Source organism: Streptomyces polyasparticus (genome assembly GCF_014493765.1).
In the GTDB taxonomy this organism is placed as follows: domain Bacteria; phylum Actinomycetota; class Actinomycetes; order Streptomycetales; family Streptomycetaceae; genus Streptomyces; species Streptomyces polyasparticus.
Genome location: NZ_JACTVJ010000017.1, coordinates 37,636 through 50,435, shown reverse-complemented (window position 1 = coordinate 50,435; position 12,800 = coordinate 37,636). Strand labels below are relative to the sequence as shown.

The window sequence follows — 12,800 nt, the reverse complement described above, 5'->3', positions numbered from 1 at the left end:
TGCTCCAACTCTTCGCCGTACCAGACTTCTTGGAGCAGGCATGCCCAGACCGTACGCGTTGATCGTGGCCGCAGTGGTCGGCCTGCTCCTCACCCTCACCGGCCCGCCGCCCGCCGCGCGCGCGGCGGACAACGGCACCTGGGCGGTCTTCCCCACGCCCCCCGACGGCTCGGACAAGCGCACCCGCGAGTACTTCTCCCACGAGGCGGACCCGGGCGGCGAGATCGAGGACAGCGTCAGCATCGCCAACACCTCGGACGAGGCCCTCACCTTCCGGGTCTTCGCCACGGACGCGATGAACACCCCGCAGGGCGGCGCGTTCGCGCTGCTTCCGGTGGAGCGCGAACCGAAGGACGTCGGCCTGTGGATGCTGCTCGGCAAGGAGGACGCCGCGCGCGACGCCTCGATCACGGTGGAGGCGCACCAGCGTGTCGACATCCCGTTCCGCCTGAAGGTCCCCGCCGACGCCACCCCCGGTGACCACATCGGCGGCATCGTGGCGCTCAACACCAAGGTGGAGAGCGTCCGCAAGAAGGACAAGGTGCAGGTGGGCGTGCAGCGTTCGGTGGGCGCCCGGATGTATCTGCGGGTCAGCGGCCCGCTCGCGCCCGATGTCGCGATCGAGTCGGTGTCGGTGGACCGCAGCGCACCCCTGGTCCCCTGGGTCACGGACGCCAAGGCCACCGTCCGCTACGTCCTGGTCAACCGCGGCAACGTCCGGATCCGCCCGACCGTCCAACTGTCCGCGGAGGGCCTGTTCGGCCGCGATGTCCTCACGCAGCGTCCGCGCGCCCTGAAGATGGAGCTGCTTCCGGGGCAGCGCGTGGAGTTCACCGAACCCTGGGCGGACGCGCCCCAGTTGGACTGGGTGACGCTCAAGGCGACGGCGGGCGCGTTCGACGAGCCGAAGGTCGCGCAGACGACCCGCGAGACCTCCTTCCTCGCCGTGCCCTGGCCGGCGCTCGGCGGACTGTTCCTGCTGGCCCTGCTGGTGTGGGCCGGGCGCCGGATCCGCCGTGCGGGCGGGCCGCGTGCGGTGCTCCGCCGGCTGCGGTCCCGCATGAGCAGGCGCGCTCAGGACCCCAACTCCCGTGATACGGATGAGGAATGGACATCCGCCGCGCCACCGACGCTGACCAGGTGACAGCAGCCGCCCATCTCTTCGACACCCCGCCCCGCGAGGAGGCCACCCGCCGCTTCCTCGCGGCCGGCGGGCACCACATGTTCCTCGCGTACGAGGAGGGCGTGCCCGCGGGCTTCATCACGGGGATCGAGATCCACCACCCGGACAAGGGGGTGGAGATGTGCCTGTACGAGCTGGGGGTGGACGCTCCGTACCGGCGCAGGGGCATCGCCACGGCACTGATCACCGAACTGGCCGCGCTCGCCCGCACGTTGGAGTGCTACGACATGTGGGTGCCGGTGGACACGGACAACGAGGGGGCGCTGGCCACGTACCGGGCGACGGGGGCGCGGGACGACGGGGTGTGTGCGGTGCTGACGTGGGAGTTCGGCGCCTGAGGGCTTTCGACGCCCATGGGCCCTACAGGGTGCTCATGGGTCCTACAGGGTCTGGAGCAGCAGCATCCCGCCGAGCGCCAGCATCGTCCCCGCCACGACACCGTCCACCACGCGCCAGGCCGCCGGCCGGGCGAGGACGCCGCTGAGCAGGCGCGCGCCGTAGCCGAGCGCCGCGAACCAGACCAGGCTGCCGAGCGTCGCGCCGAGGCCGAACACCCACCGCAGGTCCCCGCGCTGCGAGGCGACCGAGCCGAGCAGCAGCACCGTGTCCAGGTAGACATGCGGGTTCAGCCAGGTCAGGGCCAGGCAGGTGAGCACCGCGGCCCGAATGGAGCGGGTGCCCGCGCCGTCCGCCCGCAGGCCCTGCGCGTCGTCCGCCGGACGCAGGACGCGGCGGGCCGCCAGGACTCCGTAACCGATCAGGAACGCGCCGCCCGCGAGGCCCACGATCGTCATCGCCGGCGGCCACGCGGTGACCACCGCGCCGAGGCCGGCCACGCCGAGCGCGATCAGGACCGCGTCCGAGGCCGCGCAGATGGCGACCACCGGGAGCACGGCCTGGCCGCGGACGCCCTGGCGCAGCACGAAGGCGTTCTGGGCGCCGATGGCGACGATCAAGGAGAGTCCGGTGCCGAAGCCGGCGCCGAGTGCCGGGACGAATGCGCTGTTCATGGCTTCGACGCTAAGCTCCGCCCGGGCATCAGTACAGCTAATGTTTCTTAGGTGCCATTAGCACTGCTTCAGATGGAGTTCTCGTGGATCTGCCGCACGACCTGGTCCGCACCCTCCTCGCCACCGTCGACGAGGGCACCTTCGACGCCGCCGCGACGGCCCTGCATCTGACGCCCTCCGCGGTCAGCCAGCGCATCAAGGCGCTCGAACAGCGCACCGGGCGTGTGCTGTTGATGCGGACGAAGCCGGTGCGGCCGACGGAGTCCGGCGAGGTGGTGGTGCGCTTCGGACGCCAGCTCGCGGCGCTGGAGCAGGCCGCCCACCTGGAGCTGGGTCTCGACGCCGACGACGAGGGGCCGCGCGGGGTGGTCCGGCTGCCGATCGTGGTGAACGCGGACTCGCTCGCCACCTGGTTCCTGCCCGCCCTGACCCGTGTGCCGCAGGATCCGCCGGTCTGCTTCGAGCTGCTGCGGGAGGACGAGGGCCACTCCGCGACGCTGCTGCGCGAGGGCCGGGTGATGGCGGCGGTGACCTCCCCGGCGGAGCCGGTGGCGGGGTGCACGGTGCGGCCGCTGGGGCGTGCGCGCTATCTGCCGGTCGCCACCCCGGCGTTCAGGGGACGGCACCTGGCTTCCGGGCCCCTGTCCCGTGGGCTGCCGCATGCGCCGGTGGTGGTCTACGACCGCCGCGACGAACTTCAGGACCGCTTCGTGCGGGCGCTGACCCGCGGCCGCTCGGACGCCTGCCCGGTCCGCCACCACGTCCCCACCTCGGAGGGCTTCCGCGACGCGGTCGCCGCGGGTCTGGGCTGGGGCCTGGTCCCGGACATCCAGGCGGCCCCGCTCCTGGAGTCCGGCGCGCTGGTGGAACTGACGCCCGGCAGGCATCTGGACGTCCCTCTGTACTGGCAGCAGTGGAAGCTGGACGCCCCAGCCCTCGCGCTGGTGGCGGAAACGGTCGCGTCGGTGGCGTCGGAGTACTTGCACGGGTCCGGCTGAGCGTGACCCTGACGGGTGCGCGGGGTATCGGCTTCGGGAGGCGTCGGCTTCGAGGGCGGCTCAACTTCCGCGCCGACACCGGACGTTATCGCTCCGCGACTGGGGTGACGGGTCCGTCCCCGGGTCGTGACCGCCTCGCGATCTTCGTTATCGGCCCGCGACCGGTGTTGCCGCATCGCAACTCTTCCGCAATAACCCGGACCGCACATTCCTGAAGTCCCCTGCGTCACAGTCACAAGACCGCTGACCGATGGGGGTAACGACGTGGGTTCAGGACGCGTACGGATACGGTCCGGGGCGCTCGCCCTGGTGATGGCCGGGGCGATGCTCGCCACCGGATGTGCGGCCGGGGGCAGCAGCGACGGAAACAGGTCGAGTGAGGGCCGGGGCAACGCGGACAGCGTGCCGATGCCCGCGCCCGACCAGCCGCGCGGCACCGAGGGGACGGAGGAGGGGGACAAGAGCCGGGAGGTCGCTCCCGCACCGCCGGACTTCCTCTCCACCTTCGCCCTCGACGTCGACACGGCCAGCTACGGCTACGCGCGCCGCTCGCTCGGCGAGGGCCGGCTGCCCGACCCGGCGAACGTACGGCCCGAGGAGTTCGTCAACAGCTTCCGGCAGGACTACGAACGGCCCGACGGCGACGGCTTCTCCGTGACGGTCGACGGCGCGAAGACGAGCGATCCGGACTGGTCCCTGCTGCGGGTCGGCCTCGCCACCCGCGGCGAGGACGGGGAGCGGCGGCCGCCCGCCGCGCTCACCTTCGCCGTGGACATCTCCGGCTCCATGGCCGAGGCCGGCCGCCTCGATCTCGTACGGGAGTCACTCGACCTGATGACGAACAGGCTGCGCGCCGACGACCGCGTGGCCATCGTGACCTTCAGCGACGAGGCCGACACCGTCCTGGAGATGACCCGGATCGGCGGCAACCGCGACCGGATCCACGACGTGATCGACGACCTGGAGCCCACCGACTCCACCAACGTCGCGGCCGGTGTGGAGGAGGGGTACGACACCGCCGTGGACGGCAAGGTCGCCGGCTCCACGAACCGTGTCGTGCTGCTCTCCGACGCGCTCGCCAACGTCGGCGAGACGGACGCGGACGGGATCCTGGAGCGCATCGCGGACGAGCGCAAGGAGCACGGGATCACGCTGTTCGGCGTGGGCGTCGGCAGCGAGTACGGCGACCAGCTGATGGAGCGGCTCACCAACAAGGGCGACGGGCACACCACGTACGTGTCGACGATCGACGAGGCCGAGAAGGTGTTCTGCGAGCAGCTTCCGGCGCATATCGAGCTGCGGGCCCGTGACGCCAAGGCGCAGGTCGCCTTCGACCCCCAGACGGTCAAGCAGTTCAAACTGATCGGTTACGAGAACCGCGAGGTCGCCGACGAGGACTTCCGCGACGACCGCGTGGACGGCGGCGAGGTCGGCCCCGGTCACACCGTGACGGCGCTCTATGCGGTACGGCTGCGCGACGGCGCCGACGCCGGCCATGTCGCCACCGCCAGCGTCCGCTGGCTCGACCCCGACAGCCGTGCGCCGCACGAGGAGTCCGAGCAGATCGAGTCCTCGGCCCTGCGGGGTTCTCTGTGGGGCGCCGGCGCCGACGAGTCGCTCCAAGTGGCCGCGGTGGCCGGGTACTTCGCGGACGGGCTGCGGGCCGGGTCCGGCTACCGGCCCTGCGAGTCGGAGACCGAGTGCAGCGCGGACGACATGTCCACCGCCGCGGGCGGCTCCCTGCCCGGTGCGCCGTCGCTGCCGCAACTGCAGCGTGAGGCATCGCAGTTGGCCGACTCCACGGGTGACGGGGACGTGCGTGCCCTGGCCACCGCCCTCGAACAGGCCTGCCGCCTCCTGGGCCTGGCCCCGGCGCCCGAGTCGGACGGCGACGGGGGCGGGGAGCCCGAGGGCGAGCTCTGAGGGTCCGTCGGGTGCGGGCCGGTGGAGGTGCGGGTGGTGCGCCTGCGGCGGGCGGTTTTCCCCTACCCGCCCCTTCCCGAAACCGGGGCTCTGCCCCGGACCCCGTGCATCCGAACTTCGTTCGGATCTCCTCAAACGCCGGAGGGGCTGAACGTCACGAGGGTGCGGAGGGCGGGCAGCCCTCCGCACCCAAGCGCCTCAGAACAGCGAGTAAAGGAGCCTGTTCGGGGAGCCCGTGCGTGGGTCCTGGACCTTGCCGACCGTCGCCGCGTTCACGAGCGCGTCGCGGACCTGGGCAGGTGCGGCGCCGGGGTTGGACGCCAGGTACAGAGCCGCCACACCCGCCGTGTGCGGGGCCGCCATCGACGTGCCGCTGATCGTGTTGGTCGCGGTGTCGTTGGCGATCCACGCCGACGTGACGCTCACACCGGGCGCGAACACGTCCAGGCAGGTGCCGTAGTTGGAGAACGAGCCGCGCCGGTCGTTTCGGTCCGTCGCCCCCACCGTGATCGCCTCGGGGACCCGGGCCGGCGAGTAGTTGCAGGCGTTCGCGGGCCAGCCGAAGATATTGCCGTTGCCGGCCGCGACCGCGTAGCTGACACCGGAGGCGATGGAGCGCTTCACGGCGTTGTCCAGGGAGGTGTTGGCCCCGCCGCCCAGGCTCATGTTCGCGACGGCCGGCTTGACCGCGTTCGCGGTCACCCAGTCGACGCCCGCGATCACCCCGGCGGTGGTGCCGGAGCCCTGGCAGTCGAGGACCCGTACGGCGACGAGCTTCACGCTCTTGGCCACGCCGTAGTTCTTGCCGCCCACCGTGCCGGCCACATGCGTGCCGTGCCCGTTGCAGTCCTGCCCGTTCTGGCCGCCGCCGACGGTGTCGGTGCCGACGCTCGCGCGTCCGCCGAATTCGCTGTGCGAGGTGCGGATGCCGGTGTCGATGATGTACGCGGTCACGTTGGACGCGCCGGTGTTGTACGTGTACGTCGTGGAGAGCGGGAGATCCCGCTGGTCTATTCGGTCGATGCCCCAGGTGGCGTTCGGCTGGGTCTCGCTGATCGCGACCCGGGTGTTCTGCTCGACGTACGCCACGTCGGGATCGGCCGCGAGCTCCTTCGCGTCGGCCTTGGACAGCTTCGCGGCGAAGCCCTTCACGGCGCTGCCGTACACATGCGTGAGGCTGCCGTCGTACTCGCCCGTGAGGGAGCGGGCGGCCGAGGCCGTCTCGGCGCGGGAGGCGGAGCCGTCCTTGAGGACGACGATCCAGCTGCCGTCGACGGCGGCCGACTCCGGCGCGAGCCGGAGGTCGCCGAGCACGGGCGCGGAGTGCGCGGGGGAGCCGGCGAACTGGATGCCGGCGGCGAGCAGCACGGGCACGAACAGCGCGCCGAGTCTGCGGGAACGGGAACGCATGAGTGAGCACCTGACCTTTCGTTGACCGACCGGTCCGCGCCCGTGGGGACACGGTGCGCGGGCCCGGGTGGGGAACGGGCAATGAGGTGTGCGTGGTGCGGTGCGGCAGCCGCGAGCGGTACGCAGAGGTACGGAGCGGTACGAGAGCTGCCGAGGGATATGCATGGCATGGCTTTGTGCATGCCAAACCTATGGATCCGGTGACGTATTGCGGGTTCGGCCTCAGTCCCGCCCGCACAACTCCCTTTCCGCTTGGGCCGGATCGGTCGGGAAGCGGAAACCGGTGCGCTGGAAAGAGCCGGTGAGATTGGCGAGAAAGCGTCGCGTGGTGAGCGGCGCGTGGGTGGCCTCGCGGAGCTCGGCGAGCGCGCCGCAGCGCAGCGCCCGCCGCGCCGCCTCGACCTTCGACGGGTCGACACCGGAGGGGAGTTCACCCGCTCCCCGGTCCGCGATCACCCATGCGTCCGGCAGCTGCTTGTCGTGCCCGACCCGTCCGCCCTCGACCCGCTCCGAGTGCGCGGCCAGCGGATACGCGAGGCCGATCGGGTCCAGGGCCGCGCCGTCCAGCGGCACCGACGTGCCGTTGTGCCCGAGCACCGGATACACCCCGGTGACCGTGGGCGTCCCGGCCGCGAGCCGCACCGGGCCCGGCAGCAGCAGGGCCGGCGGCTCGGCGGCGCGGGCCGCCTTTCCGTACCGCGCATGCCAGTCGGCGCCCGCGAACGTGTGGTGCAGCGGGTGCGGATCGGCGTTCTGCGCCACGTACACCCCGCGCTCGTCGGCGATACCGCCCGGGCCGACCCGCCCCTCGTAATCGATCCGCAGCACGCTCGCGCACACCGCCGCCCACACCGCGACGCCCACCGAGGCGAGGGCGGTCGCGCGGCTCGCGGGCGCGAGGAAGACGGGAAGCAGCATCAGGAAGAGACCCGGAAGCAGCATCCGGCCGTGCATGAAGTCCCCGCCGACCTTGATGACATACGCCCAGCACAGGACCCCGGCGAGCACCGGAGCGAGCACGGGCACGAGCCGGTCGCGGCTCTCCGCGCGGACGGGAAGCACCGCCGCGAGCACGAACAGCGCGGGCACCCACAGCAGATACGGTCCTGCAAAATCGCCGAGATACGTGAAGCCGCGGCCCCACAGGCTCTGCGAGGCCTCCTTGGTCACGGCGGGCAGCGGCACCAGGTGCCCGTAGTAGCCCGCGCGGAAGATCTCGTACGCGCCCGGCAGCGCGACCGCCGCGCCCAGGCCCGCCAGGGTGCGCCGCCGCCCCGGCCGTACGAGCAGCCACTGGGCGCCGAGGAACACCGCGGACACCAGACCGAGATCCGGCCTGACCAGCGGCCCGAGCCCGAGTACGACCGAGGTCCACACGGACGCGGGCCGCGTCACCAGGAGCAGCCAGCCGCCCGCGAGCCAGCAGGTCGCGAGGCCCGTCTCCAGTCCTGAGGTCGCGAAGTCCCATACCGGGGGCAGCGCGAGCAGCAGGGGCGCGCCGAGCGGGAGCATCGAGGAGTCGCCGTACAGCCGCAGGCAGCCGAGCGCGGCGAGTGCGAACCCGGCGGCGGTCAGGAGCAGTCCGCCGTGGACGGCGGCCTGCGCGAGGTCCGCGCCGGTCAGGCCCACCGCGGCGAGCAGCCACTGCCAGAGCGTGCCGGTGGAGGCCTCGGCGCGTTCGCCGGGGTTGAACACCGGTCCGTTGCCCGCCAGGATCTGCCGGACCGTGCGGACGTAGATCAGCGCGTCGTCGGACATCCAGCGCCGCTGGAAGCCCGCGACGAGGATCACCAGGGCGGGCAGCGCGATCAGCCCGTACCGCAGCCGGCGCATGGGACGGGTGTCGTCCTCGGTGAACTCCACGGTGTGGGTGGGTGCGTACGTGGTGGCCATGGTCCGACCCTGACCCGCGGCGGGCTCCCGGCAGCGCGGGCGCACCGGTACGTGGGCCTAACGAGTGCATGCACTGCCCCCTGCCGGGCCCATTGATTTCTCGTTACGCATCGGTAAGTTGACCCTTGCGTAAAGAACTTGGCGTCACCGCACCACCTGTCGTGACCAGCGGACCACGGAGTCGGCCATGGGCGTACGCAAGGATCTGAAGCGGGCGAAACGGCGCGGCGATCTCGCGGCCAGGACCCGCACCGAGCTCGTCCGCGAGGGCGGTGCGGTGCGCGAGGTGCGCGTGCCCGCGCTCGTCCCCGAGAAGCCGGGCGGCTCGGTCGCGGACATCCCGTTCGTCAACGCGCAGGAGGATCCGCACGCGGTGGTGGTGCGGCGCAAGGAGGCCGGTGAGTGGCGGCCGGTGACCGCCGAGGCCTTCGCCCGTGAAGTCACCGCCGCGGCAAAGGGGTTGATCGCGGCAGGCCTCGAACCGGGCGGCCGGGTCGCCCTGATGTCCCGTACGCGCTACGAATGGGCCGTACTCGACTTCGCGATCTGGGCGGCCGGCGGACAGTCCGTGCCCGTCTACGCCACCTCCTCCGCCGACCAGATCGCCTGGATCGTCGAGGACTCGGGCGCCACGGTCCTGATCGCCGAGACGGCCGAGAACACCGCGACCGTCCGCACGGCCGTCGGCGACAAGGTCCGCCTCTTCGAGCTGGACTCGGGCGCGATCCTCGAACTGGCCTCGCTGGGACGGGACATACCCGACGGGGAGGTGGAGAAGCGGCGGGCCGCGCTCACGCCCGACACCATCGCCACCGTCTGCTACACCTCCGGCACCACGGGCCGCCCCAAGGGCTGTGTGCTCACGCACGGCAATCTGCACGCGGAGGCCGCCAACACGGTGGAACTGCTCCACCCGGTCTTCCAGGAGGTCACAGGGCAGGTCGCCTCGACCCTGCTCTTCCTGCCGCTCGCCCATATCCTCGGCCGCGCGATCCAGATCGCCTGTCTGCTGGCCCGCATCGAGATCGCGCACTGCCCGAGCATCAAGCCGGACGAGCTGCGGCCCGAACTCCGTTCCTACCGGCCCACGTTCCTCGTCGGCGTCCCCTATCTCTTCGAGAAGATCCACGACACGGGACGTGCGACCGCCGAGAAGATCGGCCGCGGCTCCTCCTTCGAGCGCGCGGACCGGATCGCGGTGCGCTTCGGCGAGGCGTATCTGCGCAAGTTCCTCGGCACCGGCAAGGGGCCCTCGCTCGGCACCTATCTCGCCTGGGGCCTGTACGACCTGCTCGTCTACCGCCGTATCCGCAAGGAACTCGGCGGCCGGCTGCGCTACGCGATCAGCGGCGGCTCACCCCTCGACCCCCGCCTCAGCCTCTTCTTCTACGCCGCCGGAATCATCATCTACGAGGGCTACGGCCTCACGGAGACCACCGCGGCCGCCACCATCACCCCGCCGCTCAGCCCGCGCCCGGGCACGGTCGGTCTGCCGGTGCCGGGCACGGCGATCCGGATCGCGGAGGACGGGGAGGTCCTCATCCGGGGCGGCATCGTGTTCGGCGCTTACTGGAACAACGCCCGGGCCACCGGCGAGACCCTGGACGACGGCTGGTTCGCGACCGGCGACCTCGGCGAACTCGACGAGGACGGCTATCTGAGGATCACCGGCCGCAAGAAGGACATCCTCGTCACGAGCGGCGGCAAGAACGTCGCCCCCGCCGTCCTGGAGGACCGGCTGCGCAGCCGCCCGCCGGTCGGCCAGTGCCTCGTCGTGGGCGACAACCGCCCGTTCATCGGCGCCCTGATCACCCTGGAGCCGGACGCCGTGACCCACTGGCTCTCCGTACGCAAGATGCCGGCCGACACTCCGATGTCCGAGGTCATCGAGGACGAGCGCATGATCGCCGATGTGCAGCGGGCGGTGGACTACGCGAACGAGGCCGTGTCGCGGGCCGAGTCGATCCGCGCGTTCCGGCTCGTGGAGGCCGAGTTCACCGAGGAGAACGGGCTGCTCACGCCCTCGATGAAGGTTAAGCGGGGGGCCGTCCTTCGGGCGTACGAAGGGGAGATCGAGGAGTTGTACCGGGGCTGAGGGGCCTTTGGTCATCGGCAGTCGGGACCTTCGCCGGGCCTGCCCGCGCCCTGGGTGGCACACGCTGGAAGCAGCGAACCTACGGTTCCGTAGGTTACGAAGGCGACAGCGATCGAGGGCGATATGCCGACTGCTCCTGCCACCGCGGACACCGCCGCCGGCGCACCTCCCCAGGTGATCCAGGGCGGCATGGGCGTGGGCGTCTCCGGCTGGCGGCTCGCGCGCGCCGTCTCCCGTACGGGCCAGCTCGGCGTCGTCTCCGGCACCGCGCTCGACGCGGTGCTCGCCCGCAGGCTCCAGCTGGGCGATCCCGGCGGCGACGTGCGCCGCGCACTCGCGGCCTTCCCCGTGCCCGAACTCGCGGCCGCCGTGCTCGATCGCTACTACGTGCCGGGCGGCCTCGCCGAGGGCGAACGCTTCCGTACGGAACCGATGCTGCGGGCCGAACGCGGCGAGGCGGCCGATCTGCTCACGGTGATCGGCAACTTCGTCGAGGTGTGGCTGGCGAAGGAGGGCCACGAGGGCCTCGTCGGCGTCAACTACCTCGCCAAGGTCCAACTGGCCGTCGCCCCCGCTCTGTTCGGGGCGATCCTCGCGGGCGTCGACCACGTCCTGGTGGGCGCCGGGGTGCCCGCGCACATCCCGCAGCTCGCGACGCGCCTCTCGCGCGGTGAGGCGGTGACGGTGGAGCTCACGGTCGACGGGGACGAGGGCGTCTGCGAGCACCGGTTCGACCCGGGGGAGGTGCTGGGGTCCGCCGGGGTGCCCGCGGACCTGCGTCGCCCCGCCGTGCTCGCCATCGTCTCGCTGCCCGTGCTCGCCTCGTACTTGGCGCGCGACGAGGTGACCCGGCCCGACGGCTTCGTCATCGAGACCCATGGCGCGGGCGGGCACAGCGCACCGCCGCGCGGTGCACTGAAGCTCGACGCGGACGGCGAGCCCGTCTACGGGCCGCGCGACCTCCCCGATCTCGCCAAGATGGCGTCGCTGGTCGACCAGGGCATCCCGTTCTGGCTCGCGGGCGGCGCCGCCCACCCCGAGCGTCTCGCCGAGGCCAAGGCGGCCGGTGCGGCCGGGGTCCAGGTCGGCAGCGCCTTCGCCCTCTGTGAGGACTCGGGTATGACGGGCGAGCTGCGCGCACAGGTCAAGTCCCGTGCCTGGCACGGGACGTTGACGGTGCGCAACGACGTGGCGGCCTCGCCCACCGGCTTCCCCTTCAAGGTCGCCGACCTGCCGGGCACGCTCTCGGAACCCGCTGTGCGCGAGGCCCGGCGCCGCGTCTGCGACCTCGGCTATCTGCGCACCCCGTACCGCACCCCGAAGGGCGCGCTCGGCTACCGCTGCCCCGCCGAACCCGGCGCGGCCTACGCCCGCAAGGGCGGCGACACCGCGCTCGCCGAGGGCAAGGTCTGTCTGTGCAACGGGCTGCTCGCCACGGTGGGCCTGGCCCAGCGCCGCCCCGGCGGCGCGGTGGAGGCGCCCGTCGTGACGCTCGGCCAGGACCTCGCCTTCCTGGCACACCTCAGCCCGGGGGGCGAGCCGTACGCGGCGGTGGATGTCGTGAACTGGATGACGCAGACCGCTGGTTGAGCAACAGTCCGGCGCCTCAGCGGACGCCGCTGAGATGCGCGTACACGACCGTGTTGCCCTGGTAGCCGCCCGCGCCCGGACCTCCGGGCTGGTAGCTGCCGCCGCAGGTGATCACGCGCAGTTCGGGGCGGCCGGTCGTGCCGTACACCTTGCTGTCGGGAAACGCGCTGCCGTCGTGCAGTTCGACGGAGTCCACGGTGAAGACCGCCGTCCGCCCGTCCGCCCGGTCGATCTCGACGGTGTGGCCCGGGCCCAGCTGCGACAGGTGGTAGAAGACCGCCGGGCCCGTCGCCGAGTCGTAGTGCCCGACGGTGAGCGCGGTGCCGGCCGCGCCCGGGCTCGTGCCCTGCTCGTACCAGCCGGCGAGCTGGGGCGTCTCGGGGGAGGGCACGTCCAGCGATCCGTCGGGCCGCACTGTGAGGCCGACCAGCATGGACTCGACCCCGATCGCGGGGATACGGATCGTCAGCGGCTGGGAGGGGGCGAGCGGCGGGACCTCCGGCGCCCCCACATGCTGCGGCGCCGGTACGGAGATGCGCGGCGGCGCCTCGACGGCATCCGCGTTCCGCACCCCCTCGGCCGCGAACCACGCCCCGATGAGCACCGCGAGCGCGGTCGTACCGGCGAGCGGGGCCCTGACACCGGGGAGGCGGTAGCGGCCGGGTGCGGACATGGGCACCTTCCTCCGTGTGCTGTTT

General features: G+C 72.2%; 10 protein-coding genes. 6 read left to right on the top strand and 4 right to left on the bottom strand.

Going from position 1 to position 12,800, the window contains the following annotated elements; all coding sequences use genetic code 11:
• The first annotated feature begins 40 nt into the window (after positions 1-40).
• Entirely contained in the window at positions 41-1,144 is a 1,104-nt protein-coding gene (locus H9Y04_RS30850; protein WP_187817393.1) for a WxL protein peptidoglycan domain-containing protein, read from the top strand.
• Complete coding sequence (locus tag H9Y04_RS30845) at positions 1,108-1,521, top strand: GNAT family N-acetyltransferase (protein WP_187817392.1); 414 nt, start codon at positions 1,108-1,110, stop codon at positions 1,519-1,521. The genes H9Y04_RS30850 and H9Y04_RS30845 overlap by 37 nt, the downstream gene beginning before the upstream one ends.
• Positions 1,522-1,563: 42 nt before the next feature.
• Here H9Y04_RS30845 and H9Y04_RS30840 read toward each other — a convergent pair whose 3' ends face one another.
• Positions 1,564-2,193: a LysE/ArgO family amino acid transporter gene (locus H9Y04_RS30840; protein WP_187817391.1), complete on the bottom strand. Its 630-nt coding sequence runs from the start codon at positions 2,191-2,193 to the stop codon at positions 1,564-1,566.
• Positions 2,194-2,276: 83 nt separating this feature from the next.
• On the opposite strand from H9Y04_RS30840, the gene H9Y04_RS30835 reads away from it, so the two are divergent.
• On the top strand, positions 2,277-3,191 hold the full coding sequence (locus H9Y04_RS30835; RefSeq protein ID WP_308801237.1) for a LysR family transcriptional regulator ArgP: 915 nt from the start codon (positions 2,277-2,279) through the stop codon (positions 3,189-3,191).
• 324 nt (positions 3,192-3,515) lie between these two features.
• Positions 3,516-5,114, top strand: a complete 1,599-nt coding sequence (locus H9Y04_RS30830; protein WP_187817549.1) for a vWA domain-containing protein — start codon at positions 3,516-3,518, stop codon at positions 5,112-5,114.
• Between the two features lie 198 nt (positions 5,115-5,312).
• Here H9Y04_RS30830 and H9Y04_RS30825 read toward each other — a convergent pair whose 3' ends face one another.
• Together H9Y04_RS30825 and H9Y04_RS30820 are read right to left on the bottom strand one after the other, a co-directional pair.
• A complete protein-coding gene (locus tag H9Y04_RS30825; protein ID WP_187817390.1) occupies positions 5,313-6,524 on the bottom strand; it encodes a S8 family peptidase in 1,212 nt (403 codons plus the stop codon).
• Between the two features lie 222 nt (positions 6,525-6,746).
• Positions 6,747-8,417, bottom strand: a complete 1,671-nt coding sequence (locus tag H9Y04_RS30820; RefSeq protein WP_187817389.1) for an arabinofuranosyltransferase AftB family protein — start codon at positions 8,415-8,417, stop codon at positions 6,747-6,749.
• Positions 8,418-8,604: 187 nt separating this feature from the next.
• Here H9Y04_RS30820 and H9Y04_RS30815 point away from each other — a divergent pair, with 187 nt between their 5' ends.
• Positions 8,605-10,512 carry an AMP-dependent synthetase/ligase gene (locus tag H9Y04_RS30815; RefSeq protein ID WP_187817388.1) on the top strand — a complete coding sequence of 636 codons (1,908 nt, stop codon included), beginning with the start codon at positions 8,605-8,607 and terminating at the stop codon, positions 10,510-10,512.
• Positions 10,513-10,635: 123 nt separating this feature from the next.
• Positions 10,636-12,102: a nitronate monooxygenase gene (locus H9Y04_RS30810; protein ID WP_187817387.1), complete on the top strand. Its 1,467-nt coding sequence runs from the start codon at positions 10,636-10,638 to the stop codon at positions 12,100-12,102.
• A gap of 16 nt (positions 12,103-12,118) precedes the next feature.
• Here the strand turns inward: H9Y04_RS30810 and H9Y04_RS30805 are convergent, their stop codons facing one another.
• Entirely contained in the window at positions 12,119-12,775 is a 657-nt protein-coding gene (locus tag H9Y04_RS30805; protein WP_187817386.1) for a class F sortase, read from the bottom strand.
• Between the last annotated feature and the right edge of the window lie 25 nt (positions 12,776-12,800).